The sequence below is a fragment of the Enterobacter sp. UPMP701 genome (assembly GCF_053709515.1).
Genome location: NZ_JBSKJN010000001.1, coordinates 716,463 through 739,108, shown reverse-complemented (window position 1 = coordinate 739,108; position 22,646 = coordinate 716,463). Strand labels below are relative to the sequence as shown.

The window sequence follows — 22,646 nt, the reverse complement described above, 5'->3', positions numbered from 1 at the left end:
TGGCGACTCAGAACGTCTCCCAGTTATCCCCCGAAACCGTCGCCGCCGGACGCAGCGGCGTGCTCATTGCCACTGGCGCAGACGCGACCGCGCGGCCAGTCTTCGTGCCGTTCAGACGAAACGCGCCAACCGCCTCGGTCAGTCGTGCGCCCTGTTCTTCCAGCGACGCCGCCGCAGCGGAAGCCTCTTCCACCAGCGAGGCGTTCTGCTGCGTCACTTTATCCATCTCAGAAATGGCCTGGCTCACCTGCACGATACCGCGGCTCTGCTCGTCAGACGCGGCGGCGATCTCCAGCATGATGTCAGTGACGCGCTTCACCGCTTCGACGATTTCATTCATGGTGTTGCCTGCGGCAACGACCTCACCGGAGCCCTGATCAATCAGCGATACCGATTCGTTGATCAGGCTTTCAATCTCTTTTGCCGCGTTGGCGCTGCGGCTTGCCAGGGTACGCACTTCGCTCGCCACCACGGCAAACCCGCGACCCTGCTCGCCCGCGCGCGCCGCTTCTACCGCCGCGTTAAGCGCCAGGATATTGGTCTGGAAGGCGATGCTGTTAATCACCGCGGTAATCTCAGAGATTTTCTTCGAACTGCTGGAGATATTGCCCATGGTTTTGACCACGCCGGAGACCATCTGGCCGCCGCGGCTGGCTTTCCCGGAGGCATCTTCCGCCAGCTTGCTGGCATGATGGGCGTTATCGGCGTTCTGTTTCACCGTCGCGGTCAACTGCTCCATGCTGGCGGCGGTTTGCTCAATGGCGGCAGCCTGCTGCTCGGTGCGCGAAGAGAGATCGGTGTTACCGGCAGAAATTTCGCTGGTTCCACGGTAGATCTCTTCTGCCCCCTGACGCACGGTACCCACTGTGGTCTCCAGAGAGTGCTGCATGGTTTGCAGGTCACGCGTCAGGCGGCCAATTTCGCTGCGGCTCGTCGCATCGTCAGGCATCGTTAAATCGCCCTTCGCGATATTCTCGATGCGGGTGGCGGCACGCTGGAGCGGATTAATGACCGTCCGGCGCAGCACAATAAAGGTCAGCGCCGTCAGCACCAGCGCCAGCGCAAACGCGCCGACCATAAACATCAGGCCCAGCTGCGTGCGGCTATGTGCCTGCGCCGTCAGGGCGTTCGCGCGGTCGGTGCGGATCTTAATCGCTTTCAGCAGAACCGCATTATAGGCGTCATCCAGCGGGCGCGCGGTTTCGTTTTCGTGGTTGATGATGGCCTCGAACATGCCGTTTTTGGCAAATTTGACCATCGGCTGCAGACCGGCAATATAGGCGTCATAGCGTGCTTTCAGGTCCGCATCCAGCGCTTCGTCCGCAGCGCTGCGCACGGTTCGATTCATATAGGCGGTAAAGCTATCCTGTGACTGCTTAATGCGCGTTTCCGCCTCGCGAATGTTCTGCTTCATGGCATCCATCTCCGCGATACGGCTTGCCGCCCCGGCGTGGATCATATTGATACGCGCGGTGCGCAGATGGTTTGAACTGTTGGACAGCCCCATACGCACCTGAATTTCGGACGTGACATCCTGCTGATCGTTATCGGCCTGCAGCAGGAAATATCCTGCCAGACCCGAGCTCAAGGCGAACAGAAGAATAATGCCACCGAGAATGGAGGAAAACAGCGGAACCAGCCTGATGTGATGCAGGAAGCTCAGCTTGCGCTGCGCCTGCATCGAAGTAGTGTTGTCCATGACCGTCGACTCTCTTATAGGTAAGATGCGTAAAAACACGCCTGTTAGATAGTCATCGGCACGGTGGGGATTTAGATTACGGCTAAAAACGCCGCACTGGTCACACTTTAGAGAAGATTATTAAAGAAATGCCAGCGGCGAAAAACCGCTGGCAGAAGAGTTACTTGTCACCGAAATGAATGACGGTACGGATGGATTTTCCTTGGTGCATCAGATCGAACGCCTCGTTGATCTGCTCCAGCGGCAAACGGTGGGTAATGAACGGGTCGAGCTGGATCTTGCCGGCCATGGCATCTTCAACCATACCCGGAAGCTGGGTACGGCCCTTCACGCCGCCAAACGCGGAACCGCGCCAGACGCGTCCGGTCACCAGCTGGAATGGACGGGTTTTGATCTCCTGACCCGCCCCGGCCACGCCGATGATGATGCTCTCGCCCCAGCCTTTATGGCAGCACTCCAGCGCGGAACGCATTACGTTGACGTTGCCGATACATTCAAAGCTGAAGTCCACGCCGCCGTCGGTCATCTCAACGATGACGTCCTGAATCGGTTTTTCGTGATCTTTCGGGTTCACGAAATCGGTCGCACCCATTTCGCCCGCCAGCTTGAATTTGTCCGGGTTAGTATCGACCGCGATGATACGACCGGCCTTGGCCTGCACCGCGCCCTGAATCACCGCCAGGCCGATACCGCCGAGACCGAACACCGCCACGGTGTCGCCCTCTTTGACTTTAGCCGTGTTATGCACCGCGCCAATGCCGGTGGTCACGCCGCAGCCGAGCAGGCAGACTTTATCCAGCGGTGCCTGCGGGTTGACCTTCGCCAGCGAGATCTCCGCGCAAACGGTGTATTCGCTGAAGGTGCTGGTGCCCATGTAGTGATAGATTGGCTCACCGTTATAAGAGAAACGGGTGGTGCCGTCCGGCATCAGCCCTTTCCCCTGAGTCGCGCGAACCGCCTGGCAGAGGTTGGTTTTACCGGATTTACAGAACTTACACTCGCCGCATTCTGCGGTATATAGCGGTATAACGTGATCGCCAGGCTTCAGGCTGGTCACGCCCTCGCCCACTTCCACCACAACGCCACCGCCTTCATGACCCAGCACCGCCGGGAAGACGCCTTCCGGGTCGTCACCGGACAGCGTAAACGCATCGGTATGACACACGCCGGTATGGGTGATTTTGATCAGCACCTCGCCTTTTTTCGGCGGTGCGACGTCGATTTCGACGATTTTCAGCGGCTGGCCGGGGCCAAATGCAACAGCTGCGCGAGATTTCATCATGTCTTCCCTTTTTGTCAGGTGTGTGGGTTTATTTTAGATAAGAGCGCAGCAAATGGCCGACTTCCGCCATGCGTACGGCTCGCTGATCCGGCGTGGTCTCTCCCGCCACCAGCTCATCTTTTAGGTGAATTTCAACCATTTCGCCCATCAGGCCATTGGCAGCCCCGCGCACGGCGGCAATTTGCTGCAGAATGGCCAGACAAGGCTCGCCCGACTCCAGCGCGCGCTCAAGGGCATCAACCTGGCCCCGAATGCGGCGGACGCGGGTAAGAATACGTTTTTTATCTTCGGGTGAATGCGGCATACGCCCTCCTGATACTATAGGGGGGTATGGTACCTTTTTAAGCAACCTGATGTAAACAGTAGGTTTTCATATGGTTACCAGGCCCTTAGCCGACATGGTCAAATGGCACTACCGGATATTAAACTTTTTCACTGACCCCAAATAGGTAAGAAGCCTCACTAAGCACTGGAAGATCATTATCATCCATAAGTAATTCTGAATAGTTTCTCTTTGAAATGCTGGCATCTACATGGGAATTCAGCCATTTTCTATGGCTAAGTCAAAAAAAGCGCCTGTAGCACCCTTTATTCGGTGGAATCAATAAGCAGCATTGATAATAGTTCAAAAAACTTTCTAAACCTTAAACCTGGTAACAGGTTGAAATGAAATGATTTCCGTCATGATTAAATTTTCTTTAATAATAAAGCTCTTTGCGGGATCTTATTTTTTGCGTTCAGAACCTGTAAACGGTCAAAATCAAACCACTCCTCTCTCATGTTTGATAAATAATTAAAAACAATTATCAAAACCATATTGCGCAAGCCATTGTTATATATAGACAAAAAGCAAACAACCTAAAAATAACGATCAATATCAATGAGTTACAACGTTGATCGATGTCTAATCCCGTGCTAAACCTAAATCCAGGTAAAAATATCTTATGGATGGAGAAAAGTATGATGTCGTGGCGAGTATTAAGTTCTGTCATTTGCCCTAACACAGGAGTCGTTTATTCGCACATTGTGGGTTTGAAATTATTAAGATTAATAATTTGGTACGAGAGTGACATCTATCTTTTGCCCGGAGACAGAGTACATGCAGCAAAAAATGGAATTTTTGTAAATGGCGTGTTCAAACAAATATCCCTTTATAACGTCTCGCCATACAATGAGAACCTGTGGTACGAAATAAAAAACAAAATGGCCTGTCCTTTTAATAAAAACCTGGATTCTGAAGACTGCTCATATGCTGAGCATTGCAATGCGCGCAAATGCCCGCACGGATTTGAGACAAATCCTTTGATAATAAGAGTTCCCCGCAATAGCTAATCATTTTATGAATTATCCCCCTGTTGCGCCAGCGCTTGCAGCTCTTCCTTCAGCCAGCGGGTCGCGCCCCGCTGGCCGCTGCGCTTATGCGAGTAAATTCTCACTTCAAAAGGTTGTATCGAAAATGGTAAAGGAAAAATCCTGAGTTCCGCTGCCGCAATCAGTTTCTCTGCGGCATAACGAGGAATGGCCATCAGCAGGTCGCTTTCCGCAACGATAAACGGCGCGCTGAGCATCGACGGCGTTTTGATCGCGATTTGTCGGGTATAGCCCAGTTGCTCGAGCCGCACGTCAAGAACGCCCTGCTTCTCATTCCATGGCGTCACCACCAGGTGTCGGGCCGTGAGATAATCGTCCAGCGTCAGACGCGTCCGCCGCGCGTTGCTGATGACTACATACTCATCTTTAAACCAGTCGATCTCTTCCAGTTCCGGATGCCGGATATCATTCTGGGTGCTGAACCCCAGCGCGAGATCCACTTCGCCCGCCAGCAGTTCCGTCAGCGCCGGGCTGTGCGGCAGATAGCGCAATTCGAAACGCAACGCCGGGGCAGCACGCTGCAGTTTGTGCATCAGCGCCGGGAAAATGCACAGCGCGGTAAAGTCCGTAATTCCAATTTGTAAACTTTCAGTACTGCTGGCCGCGTCAAACTCCGGCTGCGGAGTCAATTCATGATTCAGAAACGACAATGCAGAAGCAATGGAAGGCGCGAGCTGAGAGGCATACACGCTGGGGGACATACGATGCCCTTCGCGAAAAAAGAGCGGGTCATTGAGGGTCGTGCGCAAACGCGACAGCGCATGGCTCAGTGCCGAAGTGCTCATAGCCAGCTCGTCGGCTGCCAGCCGAACCGAACGGTGGCGGTAAATCGCATCGAAAACGGGTAGCAGGTTTAAATCAAGACGTCTCAGCGCCGGATGCATAACATTCATCATTTGTTGATTTCATTGCACTTAATTCTTCGGACAATACTCCGTATGCTTGACGCCATCAATCGAAACAGATGCTAAAAAACAGGAAAAACAATGAGCATAACCCTTCGTCAGGCCCGTCCCGAAGATGCAGCAGCCATTTACGCCATGATCTATGAACTGGCGGTATATGAAAAAGCGCCGGAAGAGGTAGTAACCACACCGGAAGAGATCCGGGAAACCCTCTTTGGGGCGGGCAGTAAAACCGAGGCGTTGATCGCGGAGTTTGAAGGCGAGATCGCCGGCTATGCCGTTTTTTTCACCAGCTATTCGACCTGGCTTGGACGCAACGGGATTTATATGGAAGACCTGTACATTTCCCCGGACTATCGCGGTAAAGGCGCGGGCAGAGCGCTGCTGAAACATATCGCGCAGCTCGCGGTAAAACGGCAGTGTGGTCGCCTTGAATGGAGCGTGCTGGACTGGAACCAGCCCGCGATTGATTTTTACCTGAGCATCGGCGCGCTGCCGCAGTCCGAATGGGTTCGCTATCGTCTTGATGGCGAAGCGCTGCTAAAATTTGCCGAATAATAGCATCTCTGTTCGAAGATCCCGACGGAGCGGGATCTTCCGTTCCCGTTAGTACCGTCTGAATTGATTTATCACCTGTGCTATAATCCTATAAATTTCATTAACATATTATATAGCGACATGACTACAACCCCCTTCATCCGCCCGCAACTCACCCTGCCGAACGGCGCTGATAAACTTCTGCTGCACTCCTGCTGTGCCCCCTGCTCCGGTGAAGTCATGGAAGCGATTCAGGCTTCGGGCATTGATTACACCATTTTCTTCTATAACCCCAACATCCATCCGCAAAAGGAATACCTCATCCGTAAGGAGGAAAACATTCGTTTTGCCGAAAAACATGGCGTGCCGTTTGTCGATGCCGACTACGACACCGATAACTGGTTTGAACGCGCCAAAGGCATGGAATGGGAACCTGAGCGTGGCGTGCGCTGCACCATGTGCTTCGATATGCGTTTCGAGCGTACGGCGCTCTATGCGGCAGAAAATGGATTCAGCGTCATCAGCAGTTCGCTGGGGATCTCCCGCTGGAAGAATATGCAGCAGATCAATGACTGCGGCCAACGTGCAGCAGCGCGCTATCCGGGCATGGTCTACTGGGACTATAACTGGCGCAAACAGGGCGGCTCCTCACGCATGATTGAGATCAGCAAGCGGGAACAGTTTTACCAGCAGGAGTATTGCGGCTGCGTATATTCCCTTCGGGACAGTAACCTGCACCGTAAATCTCAGGGCCGTCCGCTTATCCGGATCGGCAAACTCTATTACGGCCAGGATGAGAACGAGAAATAACGCGCTCCTGACATGGAGATATATCTGAAAACAGGCGTATTTTCCCCGTAATTAAGCGTTTCGCCTCTCATCTTTCCTGAGAGAGGCTATCCTTTATGTATCTACAAAAGGAGGCCAAAATGTCTGATTTCGATACTGATAAAAACACGCAATTTGCTGAAGATAAAGCAAAAAATAAATTTAATGAACTTGCAGGTTCAGCGCAGCAGCAGTTTGGTGAATTCGTTGATTCACCAAAACATCAGGTTAAAGGTGCTGCTAAAAAATATGCTGCTCAGGCCAGCGATGCCGTTTCAGATGTGACTGAAGCAGTCAGAAATAATCCACTAACCGGGCTGATTGCCGCCGGTGCAGTGGGTATTGTTCTCGGTCTGCTGCTGGGACGTAAATAATTTCAGCCCTTCGGGGCTTTATTTTCCCTCTCCATACAATCCGATATTTCCTTAATATCACCGAACTCATTCCCCATCTGATTCCTGCTCCTGCATCTTGCCCCTGTTAGCCCCTCTTCCCTCTGCGGCAAAATGCTGTATTATGCAAACTATTGCGACATTTTGCAGGATTACCGCCCATGCACAAAACCGCGCGTCAACGCTATATTCTTGACCTCCTCAGTGAGCAAGGCCAGGCCAGCATCACCGAACTGGCAGACACGCTGCAGGTGTCAGCGGATACCATCCGTCGGGATCTCACCGACCTGGAAAATCAGGGCCTTGCGCAGAAAAACCACGGCGGGGCTATCGCGCTGAATCTTTCCGCCATGAATCGTCATAACCGCAACACGCTCCTGCCGGAAACCAAACAGCGTTTAGGTAAGCAGGTCGCGCAGGCGGTTCCATCGGGTTCCACCCTGTTTCTGGATGCCGGCAGCACGGTGATGGCCGTCGCTACTTTTCTTCAGGGCCCTCACACCGTGATCACCACTTCGCTGGATATCGCCCGGCATTTTAGCGACCGGGAAGATATTGAGCTGATCCTGCTCGGCGGAAAATGGGACCCGAAGCAGCGCCTGTTTGCAGGAAGCGCCACATTGTCGCTGCTGTCCCGCTACCGGGCAGACATCGCCATTCTTGGGGCGTGCGCCATTCATGCCGAACTCGGTTTGAGTGCCGGTAAAGAAGCGGATGCCGAGGTTAAGCGCGCGATGCTTGCGGCAAGCCATGCGCACTGGATCGTCGCCGACCATCTGAAAGTTAACCGCTGCGAACCGTATCTGGTTTCCGGGTTATCTGACATTCAACAACTCTTTTTAGATCGTCCCTGGCCTGAGCTTGGGGACCATAGCGCATTGCAGGTCACGGTGTGCGCGCAATAACGTGGAGAAGATCATGAGTACAGTTCAAACAATTAACATTGCGCTGATCGGGTATGGTTTTGTCGGTAAAACCTTCCATGCCCCGCTGATCCAGTCCGTGGATGGGCTTAAGCTGGCGGTGGTCTCTTCTCGTGATGAAGAGAAGGTCAAACGCGATCTGCCGGACGTTCAGGTGGTAGCCACGCCGGAAGAGGCTATTCAACACCCTGATATCGACCTGGTGGTGATTGCCTCCCCTAACGCCACGCACGCGCCGCTGGCGACGCTGGCCCTGAACTCAGGTAAGCATGTCGTTGTGGATAAGCCCTTTACCCTCGACATGCAGGAGGCCCGCGACCTGATTGCGCTGGCGGATGAAAAGCAGCTTCTGCTCTCCGTCTTTCATAACCGCCGCTGGGACAGCGATTTCCTCGGCATTAAACAGATTATTGAGCAAGGCACGCTCGGCAAGGTTAAGCACCTGGAGTCGCATATTGACCGCTTCCGCCCGGAAGTGCGCGTGCGCTGGCGCGAGCAGAACGTGCCCGGCAGCGGCCTGTGGTTTGACCTTGGCCCTCACCTGATCGACCAGACGCTTCAGCTCTTTGGCCTGCCGCAGTCGGTTCAGGGCAATATCGCGACGCTGCGCGACGGCGCAGAGGTGAACGACTGGGCGCACGTGGTCCTCAATTACCCGGAACATAAGGTGGTTCTGCACGCCAGCATGCTGGTGGCTGGCGGTACGGCACGTTTTACCGTCCACGGAGATAAAGGGAGCGTAGTGAAAGCCAGGATCGATCAGCAGGAAGCACAACTGCTTGCCGGCGTGATCCCCGGCAGTGAAGCCTGGGGTGAAGACGACGACAGTATGGTGTTCTTTGGCGCGAACGGCGAACCGCAGACGATAACGACACCGAAGGGCGATCAGCGCCAGTATTACATCAACGTACGTGATGCGTTACTCGGGAAAATCACCAACCCTGTCCATCCTGTTGAGGCGCTAGCGGTTATGGCCGTTCTGGAAGCGGCAGTGAAGTCGTCGGATACGGGTGCGACGCAGACGCTGGCGTTAACGGCCGAAGAGCGTGCTCTGCTGGATTAAAGAACAAGCCGGGTGGCGCTGCGCCACCCGGCAAGAGTTAAAGACTACTGACGCTTTTTCGGCATCATGCGCAGGAGGGTATTATCTTTCCAGAAGTAGTGATGCATTAGCGCCGCAAAAGCGTGCAAACCAATCACAAAATAGCCCAGATTCGCCAGCGTCTCGTGCCACTCTTTCAGCACATCCACCAGGTCAAAGTTGCCTTCCGCCGCGTGCGGCATCGCCAGACCGAAGGCAAACCAGTCGTTGCCACGGTTATACATCATCACAATGCCAATCAGCGGCAGCGCAATAAACAGCAGATACACGATCAGATGCCCAAGGTGAGACATACCGGTGATCATCGCTTTGGGTTTCGGCTGAATCGGAGGAGCGGGAAACTTGAGGCGGATCAGCAATCTCGCCACCATCAGCACCAGAACCGAGATGCCGCAGGAGACGTGGATCATATTAATAAGCGGTCGGTCGGTACGCGGGAAAAAGCCTCTGAACTCCATCGCGCAGTAAGCGACGACGATTAACAAAAACACCAGCCAGTGAATCGCGATTTGCAGGCTTGTATATTTAGTGCGCATGGGATTTCCTGAAAAAAAACAGTCACCGCGCCAACATAATCTCCTTTCCTTAAAAATTCATTAACTTTTCTGTATGGTTTTTCAATTACTTCCTCCCGTATGAAGCAACTTCAATTGCCGCCCTTGCCGTGATGGTCTAAGCCTGGATGAGTTCAAACGGTCGTATCGACACATTCACCAGGAGAATGCTATGAGTAAAATTGGTATTAACGGATTTGGACGCATTGGACGCCTTGTACTGCGCCGCCTTCTTGAAACCCAGGACAGCAACACCGTTGTCGCTATCAACGATCTCACCTCCCCGAAAGTCCTGGCCTACCTGCTCAGGCATGATTCCAACTACGGTGGCTTCCCGTGGAGCGTGGATTTCACCGAGGATGCGCTGATCGTGGACGGTAAAACCATTGCGGTGTACGCCGAAAAAGAGGCGAAGCATATACCGTGGAAAGCCGCTGGCGTGGATATTGTCGTGGAGTGCACCGGCTTTTATACCTCAGAAGAGAAATCGCGGGCGCACCTGGACGCCGGTGCGAAGAAGGTGCTGATCTCTGCGCCAGCGGGCGACATGAAGACCATCGTCTATAGCGTGAATGACGATACCATTGACGCCGCTGATACCATTATTTCCGTCGCGTCCTGCACCACCAACTGCCTCGCCCCGCTGGCAAAAGCCCTGAACGACGCGTTTGAAATTAAAGTGGGCACCATGACCACCATTCATGCCTATACCGGCACCCAGGCGCTGGTGGATGGCCCGCGTGGAAAAGATCTCCGCGCCTCGCGGGCGGCGGCTGAGAATATCATTCCGCATACCACCGGTGCGGCAAAAGCCATCGGGCTGGTGATCCCGGCGCTCAGCGGTAAACTGAAAGGCCACGCGCAGCGTGTGCCGGTTAAGACCGGCTCCGTGACCGAACTGGTGGCGATTTTGGGCAAGAAAGTGACCGTTGAGGAGATCAACGCCGCGCTGAAAAAGGCGACGCAGGGGAATAAATCATTCGGGTATACCGATGAAGAGATTGTATCGTCTGATGTGATTGGCTCGCATTATGGCTCGGTATTTGACGCCACCCAGACCGAGGTGTCTGAAGCAGGAGATCTGCAGCTGGTGAAAGCCGTCGCGTGGTATGACAACGAATACGGTTTCGTTACCCAGCTGGTGCGGACGCTGGATAAGTTTGCGGCGCTGTGATTTTCCCCTCACCCTAACCCTCTCCCCAAAGGGGCGAGGGAATGGTTCCGTGCTTAGATTATCTTTCGCGCTCCCTTCAGAACCGGATCTTGCTGCAGCTGTTTCCACGCGGCAATCACAGCCTCAGGAAAATCAACGTGCGCGATAAAATCCCGCCCGGCCGGGCCATAGCCGTTAACGTCATCATACAGCCGCGGCAGCTCCCCCAGAACCAGTGAAAGGTAGCGGTCAATGGGCCACAGTCCGCTATTGCCTCCGCTAAACTCTACGCCCTCTTTGCCGTTATGCAGTTTCGGCGTAATCCCTGGGTGGCTTATCCACTCCGGTGACGCGGGTTCATCCTGACAAACGCGGGCAAACGTCGCCATCGTACGGCGCTGCATCGTCGGATCCTGCACCACCAGCATCCGCCCCGTTACCCGCTGATGCTGTTTCAACATGTTCCAGCTAAAACGCGCGTTCTCACCGCAGTTGGTAGATTGATCCTCAATCCACAGGCGCGTCTCGGGGATCTGCCAGAACGCCCGCGCAATATCTGCAAGAATGCTCGCTTCCGCCCGCCCTTCGACTTGTAAGGTGTGATAACGCGGATGACTGCCGATAGCGGCATATAAAAACGCGGTTGAATGACCAATACCACCACTAATCAGGAGCGGGATTTCTCGCTGCGCGGCAATACGACAGGCCGCCTCGATGGTCGGGATCACCGCGTTCCCTGCCAGAATTACCGCGTCGACGTCCGGGGGCTGGCGGCTGCCGCTTAGCTCGTCCTGCGCCAGCCATTCACCGACAATATTGATGGCCGCCAGCGTGGCATCCGACAAGACGGGAAAATGGGTCTGATCCATGGTGAACTCCTCCTCTCTATACCGTCAGGGTAGCGACTTCAGGTTCTCAACACAACGGCGACCTCGGGCCGCTCTTTTTCCTTAAACTTCCCTTCTACATTTGATTAACATGCGTAAATCATATTCACTTGAATTATCATTTGCGGCAGACGTAGAATCCCCAGCCTGCTAATTATTCAATTATTTCTAAGGTAAACGACGTTATGCGCCTGCCCGAACGCGACCCTTATGCTCCTCGCGAGTGGCAGCCACATGAGAAACCCGCCTTGCTGGGTTCGCCCTCCACGCCCGAGCACAGCACGCCAAAACGCATTGCCTACGGCGTGGTTGGCCTGCTGGTATGCCTGACGGGGGCGCTGGGGAATGCGGTGGTGACCGCCAACCTGCAAAACCTGCAGGGGACCTTCGGGGCCTGGTCGACCGAAATCGCCTGGCTGCCTGCGGTCTATGTCATGACCAACATCTCCATCAACCTGTTGCTGGTCAAGTTCCGCCAGCAGTACGGCCTGCGCGCTTTTACGGAAGGTTTTCTGGTGCTGTACGTGCTGGTGACCTTTTTCCACCTGTTCGTTAATGACCTCAGCTCGGCGCTGATGGTGCGCGCCGCGCACGGGATGGTGGCCGCCGCGCTCAGCTCGCTGGGGATTTACTACCAGATCCAGGCCTGGCCTGCGAAGCATCGCCTGAAGGCGCTCACCATCGGGATTACCGGGTCGTCGCTCGCCATTCCGCTGGCCCGCCTGTTTTCGACCGAACTGCTGCAGCTTGACGAATGGCGCGGGCTCTATTTCTTCGAACTGGGGCTGGCGCTGATCTCCCTGGCCTGCGTGATAGCCTTAAAGCTGCCGCCGGGCGACCGACGCAAGGTCTTTGAGAAGAAAGATTTTATCACCTTCTTTTTACTGGCCCCCGGGATGGCCCTCCTGTGCGCCGTACTCTCCCTGGGCCGTCTTGACTGGTGGTTCGAGGCGCCGTGGATCGGCTGGTCGCTGGCGCTATCGCTGGTGCTCATTGTGTCCGCCATCGTGTTTGAACATAACCGCGCCAACCCGCTGCTGAACACCCGCTGGCTGTCGAGCGGCAGCATCGTCCGCCTGGGGCTGATCATGCTGCTGATCCGTATCGTGCTGGCGGAACAAAACACCGGCGTCATCGGCTGGCTGCAGTATGTTGGGTTACAGAATGAGCAGATGACCCACCTCGCGTGGTCTATTTTCGCTGGCATCGTCTGCGGGATCGTCACCAGCTGTCTCACGATTAAGCCCACCAAACTGGCGTGGCCGATTATCACCTCTCTGGCGCTGATGATTGTGGCCTCCCTGCTGGACAGCCAGTCCAATAACCTGACCCGTCCGGATCAGCTGATGGTCAGCCAGTTCCTGCTGGGCTTCGGCAGCGCCTTCTTCCTGGCGCCAGCCATGCTGGCCGCCATTGGCGGGGTGATTGCCGACCCGCGCAACCTCGTCAGCTTCTCGGTGATGTTTGGCATGAGCCAGAACCTTGGCGGCCTGCTGGGTTCCGCGATCCTCGGCACCTTTCAGACCTGGCGCGAGAAGTACCACTCCAGCCTGCTCGCAGACCAGCTCACCACGCTCAACCCGCTGGTCAACGAGCGGATTCAGCTTTATACCCAGATGTATAAAAGCCTTATTGGCGACAGTTCGCTGCTGGGCACTCAGGCGATAACGCAGCTGCAAACGGTCACTTCGCTTGAAGCAAATATTCTGGCTTACAACGATACTTATCTGCTGACGGCGAGCATTGCTGCCGCCACGCTGGTCTGGATTTTATGGCGCTTGCTGCGCCTGCGCATCACTGCCCGTATGGCGCTGAAGAACGCCACCGGCAACAAATAATTGTACTATTTCTGGAGAGTTTATGAGTCAGCAGGATGCCGCCAAAGAGCAGGCCAACACCCGCAAAAATGTGCGCATTGTTTCCGTTTTCACCGCCGCCGCCATCGGTATTGTCGGCGTACTGGTGATCCTTTATGCCTGGCAGTTGCCACCGTTCACCCGCCACGCGCAGTTTACCGATAACGCCTACGTGCGCGGCCAGACGACGTTTATCAGCCCTCAGGTGAATGGCTATATCACCGAGGTGAAGGTGCAGGACTTTGCGCAGGTTAAAAAAGGTGACCTGCTGCTGCAGATTGATGACCGCATCTATCGTCAGCGCGTGCATCAGGCCGAGGCGCAGCTGGCGATGAAAATTGCCGCCCTCAATAACAACCTGCAACAGCGTAAAAGTGCCGAAGCGACGATCGCTAAAAACGACGCGGCGCTGAAAAATGCCCGCGCCCAGAGCCTGAAAACCCAGGCGGATTTAAAGCGCGTGAAGGATCTGACGGCTGACGGGTCGCTTTCCATTCGCGAACGCGATGCCGCGCTGGCCAGTGCGGCCCAGGGCAACGCGGATATCGACCAGGCGAAAGCCACGCTTGAGATGTCGCGTCAGGATCTGCAGACGGTGATTGTCAATCGCGGCGCGCTGGAGGCGGACGTTGAAAACGCCAAAGCGGCGCTGGAGCTGGCGCAGATTGACCTGCAAAACACGCGTATTATCGCCCCGCGCGACGGCCAGCTGGGCCAGATCGCCGTGCGTCTTGGGGCGTATGTCACCGCCGGAACGCATCTGACAACGCTGGTTCCGCCGCAACATTGGGTGATCGCCAATATTAAAGAGACCCAGCTGGCGGAGCTGCGCGTCGGTCAGCCGGTGAAGTTTACCGTCGATGCCCTGAACGACAAAGCGTATCAGGGCCGCGTGGAGAGCATCTCCCCGGCGACCGGGGTTGAGTTCAGCGCCATCACGCCGGACAACGCGACTGGCAACTTTGTGAAAATCGCCCAGCGTATTCCGGTGCGCATCGAGGTGCTCGGTAAGCCTGAAGAGTCTGCGCTGCTGCGCCCGGGCATGTCGGTGCAGGTGACGATTGATACGCGGGAGGCAAAGCCATGACCCTCCGCCCGATAGCCGCTCTGGTGCTGGCGGTGTTGCTCGCCGGATGCCAGTCCGTCGACGTAAAACCGGCGCAGCCGACGCTGCACATCCCTGCGCAGTGGCGCGCCGCCTCAGGCCCTGCCAGCCCAACGGAGCAGCTCTGGTGGCGCAATTTCCATGACAACCACCTCAACCGCTACGTGGATCAGGCGCTTAAGCATAACAGCGATGTGTTAATTGCCCGCGAGCGGATAAACGAGTATCAGGCGCGGGTCTTTGCGGCTGACGGCAGTCTCTTTCCTTCGCTCGACGCGGGCGTAACCGGAACACGCGCCCGTTCACAATCCGCCGCGACCGGGCTGCCGGTCTACGGCACGCTGTACAGAGGAAGCCTGACGGCGAGCTATGACGTTGATATCTGGGGCGTCAACCGCAGCACGGCCAATGCCGCCGAGGCCTCGCTGGAGGCGCAAAAAGCCGCTGCCGCCGCCGCGGATTTAACCGTCGTGTCGTCCGTTGCGTCCGGGTATGTCACCCTGCTCTCACTTGACGAACAGCTGCGGGTGACCGAATCCACGCTGAAATCGCGCGAAGAGGCATTTAACCTCGCGAAACGTCAGTTTGAGACGGGCTACAGCTCGCGTCTGGAGCTGATGCAGTCAGATTCCGAACTGCGCTCAACGCGAGCGCAGGTTCCCGTGCTGCAGCATCAGATTGCACAGCAGGAGAACGCCCTGAACCTGCTGCTGGGAAGCAATCCCGGCGCGGTGGCGCGCAGCGAAAGCTTTGAGACGCTGACGCCGCTGAAGCTGCCGTCACAGCTGCCTTCCACGCTCCTGAACCGTCGGCCGGATATCGTGCAGGCCGAGCGACAGCTGGTTGCGGCCGACGCCTCGCTTGCCGCCTCGCGCGCGAGCCTGCTGCCGTCGATCAACCTGACCGCGACCGGATCGATCCAGGATCGCACCCTTTCCGGCCTGCTGGACAACCCGCTTCAGCTCTGGAGCGTCGGGGGCAGTATTCTTGCCCCGCTGCTGAACCGCCAGGCGCTGAATGCGCAGGTAGATATTTCCCAGTCCCAGCGGAACCAGGCGCTGTATACGTATGAAAAAACCGTGCGTAACGCGTTTGCCGAGGTGAACAACAGTCTTGACGCCATTGCGCGCTATCAGGAACAACTGACGGAGCTGCTTGCCCAGCAGGATGTGGCGCAGGAGACGCTGCGCATTGCGCAGAACCGCTATGGCAACGGCTACTCCTCCTATCTGGACGTGCTGGACGCGCAGCGCACCCTATTCTCGGTGCAAACCAGCGTCGTGCAGGTGAAAAATAACCTGCTGCTGGCGCAGATCGATTTGTATAAGGCGCTGGGCGGCGGCTGGGTGAGCGCGTGAACCGCCTTGCGCGCTGATGCCCTCACCCCGACCCTCTCCCAAAGGGAGAGGGAGAAAAATCCAAGGAGTCAATCTATGCAACAACAATGGTCTGCAGTAGATAATTACATGATTTCTTCGCTTATCCCTGATGATGACGTACTTCATCAGGTACTGGAAAATAACAAACGCGCCGGGCTACCTGAACACGATGTTGCGGCCAATCAGGGGCAACTTCTGGCGCTGTTTGTTCGTATGACGCAGGCGCGGCGGGTTCTGGAGATCGGGACGCTGGGTGCCTATAGCTCAATCTGGATGGCGCGCGCCCTGCCACCGGACGGTAAGCTGATTACGCTTGAAGCTGACCCCACGCATGCCGAGGTTGCCCGCCAGAATATCCGCCTCGCGGGGCTAAGCGATCGTATTGAGTTAGTTGAAGGTCCGGCGCTGCACTCGCTCGAAAATCTCGGTGACGTTCCGCCTTTCGACCTGATCTTTATCGATGCCGATAAGCCAAACAATCCCGGCTATCTGGAGTGGTCTCTGTACTACTCCCGCCCAGGTACGGTGATTATTGGCGACAACGTGGTGCGCGACGGCGAAGTGATTAACGGGCAAAGCGACGACGCACGCGTGCAGGGCGTGCGTCGGTTTATCGAGATGACGGGAGATAACCCGCGTTTAACCGCCACCGCGCTGCAAACGGTGGGGGTTAAGGGGTGGGATGGGTTTACGCTGGCAATGGTGAACGGGTGAATAAATGTGCGGACTGAGGGATCCCCAGTAATTTTTAAGCTGAAGCAATAAAGCGACTTTCAGAAGGAATGAAGGCTTTCAGCGACGCCATGGTCCGGCTGTAAATCGCCGAGGCGTTTCCGTAAGGCCGGGGCGAGGTGCAGGGATGCGCCGAGAGGGCGGGCTTTACAGGGATGTTACCTCCGCCCGTCCCCGATAAGCCGGAAGGAATAAGCTGAGGGCACCGCGAAGCGGCGATTTACCGCCGGGAGCCCGGGTCGCCAGGGCGGTGGCGATTGAGCCGCCCTGGCACGTTCACAGGTATCGTCCTTACAGAGTAGCAAGGAACATAACGTGAACGGAATGACCACTACCGCCGTATGTGCCCCTCACCCTAACCCTCTCCCCAAAGGGGCGAGGGGATTGTTCACTGCTCGCATTAATTTATGGGGATCCCTCAACCCACAGGGAGAGGGAGAAAACCGGGTTTTAACCGGAGATCTGCTCCATAGCCTGTAGGATACGCTTATCCGAAATCGGATACGGCGTACCGAGCTGCTGCGCAAAGAAGCTGACGCGCAACTCTTCAATCATCCAGCGGATCGCCTGAACGTCTTCATCGTCGCGGCGCGCGGGCGGCAGCTTGTTGAGCCACTGCTGCCACGCCTGCTGCACGCTTTCCACTTTCAGCATCTGCGCGCGATCGCGGTGCGGGTCGATAGCCATTTTCTCCAGACGCTTTTCAATCGCCTGCAGATAACGCAGTGTATCGCCCAGGCGTTTGAAGCCGTTGCCGGTGACAAAACCGCGGTAGACCAGCCCCGCCATCTGCGCCTTCACGTCAGACAGCCCCAGCGCCATGGTCATATCCACGCGCCCTTTCAGGCGCTTGTTGATATTGAATACGGCGGTGAGGATCTGCTCGACCTGTTTGGCTATCTCCACCACGGTGTCGTTCAGCTCAGCGCGTACCTTTTCATGAAGCTGAGCAAAGCCTTCTTCCGTCCAGACCGGGCCGCCCGCCTCGTGGATCAGCTTGTCCACGCCGCAGGAGATGCAGTCGTCGATCAGATCCAGCACTTTACCGTACGGGTTAAAATACAGCCCCAGCTTGGCTTTGTTCGGCAGCTTCTCGTGCAGATACTTGATCGGCGACGGGATGTTGAGCAGCAGCAGGCGTCGCAGCCCGCGCCACATCATCTGCTGCTGTTCCTGCGGGTTAACAAACAGTTTGATCGCCACGCTGTCGCGTTCGTCCACCAGCGCAGGCCACGCTTTGACCTTATAGTTACCCCGCTTCTGTTCGTAGCTTTCCGGAAGCTGACCAAAGCTCCAGATGTGCAGCCCGCTCTGCTCGATGCCGTCGTCCGCCACCGCAGACAGCGTCTCCTGAACTTTGCCTTTCAGCGCCTCTTTGAGCTCGCTCAGGGAACGGCCTTCCTGCAGCTTTCTGTTTTTGTCATCCACCACGCGGAAGCTGATTTTCAGATGATCGGGCACCTGATCCCAGTTCCAGTCTTCGCGGTCAATGGTGGTGCCGGTCATGCGGCGGAATTCACGCTCGAGCGCGTCGAGCAGCGGCATCTCCAGCGGCGTGACGCGGCCTAAAAACGCTTCCGCATAGTTCGGCGCAGGCACAAAGTTTCGGCGCACCGGCTTAGGCAGGGATTTGATCAGCGCAATCACCAGCTCGCGGCGCAAGCCGGGGATTTGCCACTCGAACCCGCTCTCCTCCACCTGGTTCAGCAGCGGCAGCGGAATGTGGACGGTCACGCCGTCCGCGTCCGTGCCCGGCTCAAACTGATAGGTCAAACGCAGCTTGAGGTTGCCCTGATGCCAGAAGTTCGGGTAATCGAGCTTGCTGACCGACTCCGCCCCCTCTTTAATCAGCATGCTCTTTTCGAAGTTGAGCAGGTCCGGCGTCTCTTTGCTGGCCTTTTTCCACCAGCTGTCGAAGTGGCGGGCAGAGATAACATCGTGGCTGATGCGCTGGTCGTAAAACTCAAACAGCGCCTCATCGTCCACAAGAATATCGCGGCGACGGGATTTGTGCTCAAGCTCCTCCACTTCGGCGCGCAGCTTCAGGTTTTCACGGAAGAAGGCGTGACGCGTCTGCCAGTCGCCCTCCACCAGCGCATGGCGGATAAACAGCTCGCGGCTGAGCGCCGGGTCAATCTGGCTGTAGTTAACCTTACGCGCGGCAACCACCGGAAGGCCGTAAACGGTTACTTTCTCGGTCGCCATCACCGCGCCCTGCGCGCGCTCCCAGTGCGGTTCACTGTACGAGCGTTTCAGCAGGTGCTGAGCCACCGGCTCGACCCATTCCGGATCGATACGCGCGGCAATCCGCCCCCACAGGCGGCTGGTTTCCACCAGTTCCGCAACCATGGTCCACTTAGGCGGCTTCTTGAACAAGCCGGAACCCGGGAAGATGGAGAAGCGGGCGTTACGCGCGCCGGTATATTCCTGCTTATCCGCATCCTTCATCCCGATATGGGACAGCAGGCCGGTCAGCAGCGCGATATGAATCTCGCGGTACTCCGCCGGTTCGCTGTTCACCGGAATGCCCAGCTCTTTCACCACCTGACGCAGCTGGGTGTAGATATCCTGCCACTCGCGCACGCGCAGGTAGTTGAGGAAATCAACGCGGCACTGACGGCGGAACTGGTTCGAGGAGAGCGCTTTCTGCTGCTCGCCGAGATAGTTCCACAGGTTCACGAAAGCGAGGAAATCGGACTCTTTGTCGTGGAAGCGACGGTGCTTTTCGTCAGACGCCTGCTGTTTGTCCATCGGACGCTCGCGCGGGTCCTGAATCGAAAGCGCTGAAGTGATAATCATCGCCTCACGCACGCAGCCGTGCTTCTGCGCTTCCAGTACCATACGGGCCAGACGCGGATCGACGGGCAGCTGGCTGAGCTGACGGCCCAGCGGCGTCAGCTTGTACGCCGTCGCCTGCTCGTCTGTGGTGATGGCTCCCAGCTCTTCCAGCAGGCGCACGCCGTCCTGAATGTTGCGCTTGTCCGGCGCTTCCACGAACGGGAACGCCGCGATGTCGCCCAGCCCCAGCGCAGTCATCTGCAGGATAACGGACGCCAGGTTGGTGCGCAGAATTTCCGGATCGGTAAACTCCGGGCGCGACAGGAAATCGTCTTCCGAATAGAGACGAATACAGATCCCTTCCGACACGCGGCCGCAGCGGCCTTTACGCTGGTTAGCGGAAGCCTGCGAGACCGGCTCAATCGGCAGGCGCTGAACTTTGGTGCGGTAGCTGTAGCGGCTGATGCGCGCCGTGCCAGGGTCTATCACGTATTTGATGCCCGGAACGGTCAGCGAGGTTTCCGCCACGTTGGTCGCCAGAACGATACGTCGCCCGCCATGTGGCTGGAACACGCGGTTCTGCTCGCTGTTTGACAGGCGCGCGTAAAGCGGCAGGATCTCCGTGTGGCGCAGGTCGCGCTTGCTGAGCGCGTCGGCGGTATCGCGGATTTCGCGCTCGCCGCTCAGGAAGATCAGAATGTCGCCTGAACTCTCATTTCCCAGCTCATCGACGGCATCGAAGATGGCCTGCAGCTGGTCGCGCTCGGTATCATCCGCCTCTTCCACAATCGGGCGATAGCGCACTTCCACCGGATACGTGCGTCCTGACACCTCGATAATCGGCGCATTGTTGAAATGCTTCGAGAAGCGTTCAGGATCGATCGTTGCGGAGGTGATGATGATTTTCAGATCCGGACGACGCGGCAGCAGCTCTTTCAGGTAGCCGAGCAGGAAGTCGATGTTCAGGCTGCGCTCGTGCGCTTCATCGATGATGATGGTGTCGTATTGCATCAGCAGGCGGTCCTGCTGGATTTCCGCCAGCAGAATACCGTCGGTCATCAGCTTAACCATGGTGTTATCGCTGACGTGGTCGCTGAAACGCACCTTGTAACCAATGCAGCCGCCCGGCTCCGTCTGCAGTTCTTCGGCAATACGGTTTGCCACGGTGCGCGCCGCCAGACGACGCGGCTGGGTGTGACCGATCAGCCCTTTCACCCCGCGGCCCAGCTCCATACAGATTTTCGGCAGCTGCGTGGTTTTCCCCGAACCGGTTTCCCCCGCGACGATCACCACCTGGTGATCGCGGACGGCCTCAAGAATGTCCTGTTTCTTCTGGCTGACGGGCAGGTTTTCCGGGTAGGTAATCGACGGACGTGCGGCTTCGCGCAGCACAACCTTCCCTGCCGCCTGTTCAATCTCTTTCGCCATCTCCTGGTAAATGGCCTGTTGTGCATCAGGATTTTTAACCTTTTTCACCCCGTGCAGACGGCGCGTAAAGCGCTGTTTATCACGCAGCATCAGTGAATCCAGCTGTTGCAGGAGCATCGGGAAGGTTAATTTTTGTTGTTCTGTCATAGCGTTAACGGGCAGTGCACTGCCGGATAAAATCTCTTTTTAATGATGGCTATAGAGTACCACATCAGGGCTTTTAGCGCCTTATTCAAAAAATTCGAACATAGACTTCGATATATTGCGCTATCCCTGTGGCAGGATTGTGAATAAAGTGTCAACAAGCAACGGGGCAACACCCTTCAATCAAATGCAAAAACAGGAATCACCCATGAGCAAAGTATTAGTTTTGAAATCCAGTATTCTGGCAGGGTACTCTCAGTCTGGTCAGCTGTCTGATTACTTCGTGGAACAGTGGCGTGAACAGCATTCTGCTGACGAAATCACCGTGCGTGACCTGGCGGCAAACCCAATTCCTGTGCTCGATGGCGAACTGGTTGGCGCGCTGCGCCCAAGCGATGCACCGCTCTCTCCACGTCAGCAGGAAGCGCTGGCGCTGTCCGACGAGCTGATTGCCGAGCTGCAGGCGCACGACGTTATCGTGATCAACGCGCCGATGTACAACTTCAATATTCCTACCCAGCTGAAGAACTACTTCGACCTGGTGGCACGCGCTGGCGTAACCTTCCGTTACACCGAGAACGGCCCGGAAGGTCTGGTGAAAGGTAAACGTGCGATCGTACTGACCAGCCGTGGCGGTATTCATAAAGACACCCCAACCGACCTGGTTGCGCCGTACCTGAGCCTGTTCCTGGGCTTCATCGGCATCACTGACGTGAACTTCGTGTTCGCGGAAGGTATCGCTTACGGTCCTGAAGTGGCAACCAAAGCGCAGACCGATGCGAAAGCCGCCATCGACAGCCTGGTAGCCGCGTAAGATTTCCCCCTCTCACCGTCCGGTGGGAGGGTTTTTCTTTTCCTCCGCATTTCGTTATCATCCGCTCCCACTCTCCAGCCGGGCGGCCTGATGTCTGCGATTATTGATTCTTTTATTGCCCCACCGTGTCACGACGACATTCAGATCCTCTGGCAGGATGAACATCTGCTGCTGATCGATAAGCCTTCCGGCCTGCTGAGCCTCTCGGGCAAAAACCCGCAAAACCTCGATTCTGTCCACTATCGTCTTGTCCAGACGTACCCCGGCTGCACGCTGGTGCACCGTCTGGATTTCGGCACGTCCGGGCTGATGGTAGTTGCACGCAATAAGGCCATCAACGCGGCGCTCTGCCAGCAGTTTAGCCAGCGCAGCGTGGAGAAAGTTTACAGCGCCCTGCTTTGCGGGCATCTGGAAAATGACGAAGGTGTAATTGATGCGCCCATTGCTAAAGACCCGGCGCTGTTCCCGCTGATGTCGATCTGCACCATTAACGGTAAACCCGCCCGCTCCCGCTATCGGGTGGTGGAACGTTTTTATCAGGGGACGGGGGTGCCTTTAACGCGGGTGGATCTCACGCCAGAAACCGGGCGAACACATCAGTTGCGCATCCACTGCCAGCAGCTGGGGCACCCTATTCTGGGCTGCGATCTGTATGGTGGTCTTGAAGCGCCGGGGACTGAAGAAACGCCCCGGCTGATGCTGCATGCAAGCGTTCTGAATTTTATTCATCCCGTGAGCGGAGAGCCGGTTAACGCCCGTCACGCCGCCCCGTTCTGA

At 56.4% G+C, this 22,646-nt stretch carries 20 protein-coding genes; 13 read left to right on the top strand and 7 right to left on the bottom strand.

Annotation, left to right across the window (positions count from 1 at the left end; all coding sequences use genetic code 11):
* Positions 1-7: 7 nt before the first annotated feature.
* From ACWKXT_RS03670 to ACWKXT_RS03660, 3 genes are all read right to left on the bottom strand, one after another.
* On the bottom strand, positions 8-1,699 hold the full coding sequence (locus ACWKXT_RS03670) for a methyl-accepting chemotaxis protein (RefSeq protein WP_454526871.1): 1,692 nt from the start codon (positions 1,697-1,699) through the stop codon (positions 8-10).
* Positions 1,700-1,859: 160 nt separating this feature from the next.
* Positions 1,860-2,978, bottom strand: a complete 1,119-nt coding sequence (locus tag ACWKXT_RS03665) for an S-(hydroxymethyl)glutathione dehydrogenase/class III alcohol dehydrogenase (protein ID WP_454531903.1) — start codon at positions 2,976-2,978, stop codon at positions 1,860-1,862.
* A gap of 31 nt (positions 2,979-3,009) precedes the next feature.
* Positions 3,010-3,285, bottom strand: a complete 276-nt coding sequence (locus ACWKXT_RS03660) for a metal/formaldehyde-sensitive transcriptional repressor (protein WP_080327146.1) — start codon at positions 3,283-3,285, stop codon at positions 3,010-3,012.
* 596 nt (positions 3,286-3,881) lie between these two features.
* Here ACWKXT_RS03660 and iraM point away from each other — a divergent pair.
* On the top strand, positions 3,882-4,313 hold the full coding sequence (gene iraM, locus ACWKXT_RS03655) for an anti-adapter protein IraM (RefSeq protein ID WP_454531684.1): 432 nt from the start codon (positions 3,882-3,884) through the stop codon (positions 4,311-4,313).
* A 5-nt stretch (positions 4,314-4,318) separates the two neighbouring features.
* Here the strand turns inward: iraM and ACWKXT_RS03650 are convergent, their stop codons facing one another.
* The gene (locus tag ACWKXT_RS03650) at positions 4,319-5,248 is read right to left on the bottom strand and encodes a LysR family transcriptional regulator (RefSeq protein ID WP_454526872.1); all 930 of its coding nucleotides are present in this window, start codon (positions 5,246-5,248) and stop codon (positions 4,319-4,321) included.
* Positions 5,249-5,338: 90 nt separating this feature from the next.
* On the opposite strand from ACWKXT_RS03650, the gene ACWKXT_RS03645 reads away from it, so the two are divergent.
* From ACWKXT_RS03645 to ACWKXT_RS03625, 5 genes are all read left to right on the top strand, one after another.
* The gene (locus ACWKXT_RS03645; RefSeq protein WP_454531683.1) at positions 5,339-5,815 is read left to right on the top strand and encodes an N-acetyltransferase family protein; all 477 of its coding nucleotides are present in this window, start codon (positions 5,339-5,341) and stop codon (positions 5,813-5,815) included.
* 120 nt (positions 5,816-5,935) lie between these two features.
* Positions 5,936-6,604: an epoxyqueuosine reductase QueH gene (locus ACWKXT_RS03640; RefSeq protein WP_454531682.1), complete on the top strand. Its 669-nt coding sequence runs from the start codon at positions 5,936-5,938 to the stop codon at positions 6,602-6,604.
* 119 nt (positions 6,605-6,723) lie between these two features.
* Complete coding sequence (locus tag ACWKXT_RS03635) at positions 6,724-6,996, top strand: DUF883 family protein (protein WP_454531681.1); 273 nt, start codon at positions 6,724-6,726, stop codon at positions 6,994-6,996.
* Positions 6,997-7,175: 179 nt separating this feature from the next.
* The gene (locus tag ACWKXT_RS03630) at positions 7,176-7,919 is read left to right on the top strand and encodes a DeoR/GlpR family DNA-binding transcription regulator (RefSeq protein WP_454526876.1); all 744 of its coding nucleotides are present in this window, start codon (positions 7,176-7,178) and stop codon (positions 7,917-7,919) included.
* 13 nt (positions 7,920-7,932) lie between these two features.
* Complete coding sequence (locus ACWKXT_RS03625) at positions 7,933-9,000, top strand: oxidoreductase (protein WP_454531680.1); 1,068 nt, start codon at positions 7,933-7,935, stop codon at positions 8,998-9,000.
* 44 nt (positions 9,001-9,044) lie between these two features.
* On the opposite strand, the gene cybB is transcribed toward ACWKXT_RS03625, so the two are convergent.
* Entirely contained in the window at positions 9,045-9,575 is a 531-nt protein-coding gene (gene cybB, locus ACWKXT_RS03620; RefSeq protein ID WP_454526878.1) for a cytochrome b561, read from the bottom strand.
* 190 nt (positions 9,576-9,765) lie between these two features.
* Here cybB and gap point away from each other — a divergent pair, with 190 nt between their 5' ends.
* A complete protein-coding gene (gene gap / locus ACWKXT_RS03615) occupies positions 9,766-10,767 on the top strand; it encodes a type I glyceraldehyde-3-phosphate dehydrogenase (RefSeq protein WP_454526879.1) in 1,002 nt (333 codons plus the stop codon).
* A gap of 53 nt (positions 10,768-10,820) precedes the next feature.
* On the opposite strand, the gene ACWKXT_RS03610 is transcribed toward gap, so the two are convergent.
* Positions 10,821-11,615, bottom strand: a complete 795-nt coding sequence (locus ACWKXT_RS03610; protein ID WP_454531679.1) for a YdcF family protein — start codon at positions 11,613-11,615, stop codon at positions 10,821-10,823.
* Positions 11,616-11,818: 203 nt separating this feature from the next.
* On the opposite strand from ACWKXT_RS03610, the gene ACWKXT_RS03605 reads away from it, so the two are divergent.
* The 4 genes from ACWKXT_RS03605 to ACWKXT_RS03590 all read left to right on the top strand — a co-directional run bounded on the left by ACWKXT_RS03605 (position 11,819) and on the right by ACWKXT_RS03590 (position 16,687).
* Entirely contained in the window at positions 11,819-13,471 is a 1,653-nt protein-coding gene (locus ACWKXT_RS03605) for an MFS transporter (RefSeq protein WP_454526881.1), read from the top strand.
* 22 nt (positions 13,472-13,493) lie between these two features.
* Positions 13,494-14,576 (top strand): HlyD family secretion protein, encoded by a 1,083-nt coding sequence (locus tag ACWKXT_RS03600; RefSeq protein ID WP_454531678.1) that lies wholly within the window; start codon positions 13,494-13,496, stop codon positions 14,574-14,576.
* Entirely contained in the window at positions 14,573-15,952 is a 1,380-nt protein-coding gene (locus tag ACWKXT_RS03595) for an efflux transporter outer membrane subunit (RefSeq protein ID WP_454531677.1), read from the top strand. The genes ACWKXT_RS03600 and ACWKXT_RS03595 overlap by 4 nt, the downstream gene beginning before the upstream one ends.
* A gap of 75 nt (positions 15,953-16,027) precedes the next feature.
* Positions 16,028-16,687 carry an O-methyltransferase gene (locus ACWKXT_RS03590; RefSeq protein ID WP_454531676.1) on the top strand — a complete coding sequence of 220 codons (660 nt, stop codon included), beginning with the start codon at positions 16,028-16,030 and terminating at the stop codon, positions 16,685-16,687.
* Positions 16,688-17,155: 468 nt separating this feature from the next.
* Here the strand turns inward: ACWKXT_RS03590 and hrpA are convergent, their stop codons facing one another.
* Positions 17,156-21,058 carry an ATP-dependent RNA helicase HrpA gene (gene hrpA / locus ACWKXT_RS03585; RefSeq protein ID WP_454531675.1) on the bottom strand — a complete coding sequence of 1,301 codons (3,903 nt, stop codon included), beginning with the start codon at positions 21,056-21,058 and terminating at the stop codon, positions 17,156-17,158.
* 205 nt (positions 21,059-21,263) lie between these two features.
* Between hrpA and azoR the strand changes: the two genes are divergently transcribed.
* Entirely contained in the window at positions 21,264-21,869 is a 606-nt protein-coding gene (azoR, locus tag ACWKXT_RS03580) for an FMN-dependent NADH-azoreductase (RefSeq protein ID WP_008502313.1), read from the top strand.
* A gap of 90 nt (positions 21,870-21,959) precedes the next feature.
* Positions 21,960-22,646 carry an RluA family pseudouridine synthase gene (locus tag ACWKXT_RS03575; RefSeq protein WP_454531674.1) on the top strand — a complete coding sequence of 229 codons (687 nt, stop codon included), beginning with the start codon at positions 21,960-21,962 and terminating at the stop codon, positions 22,644-22,646.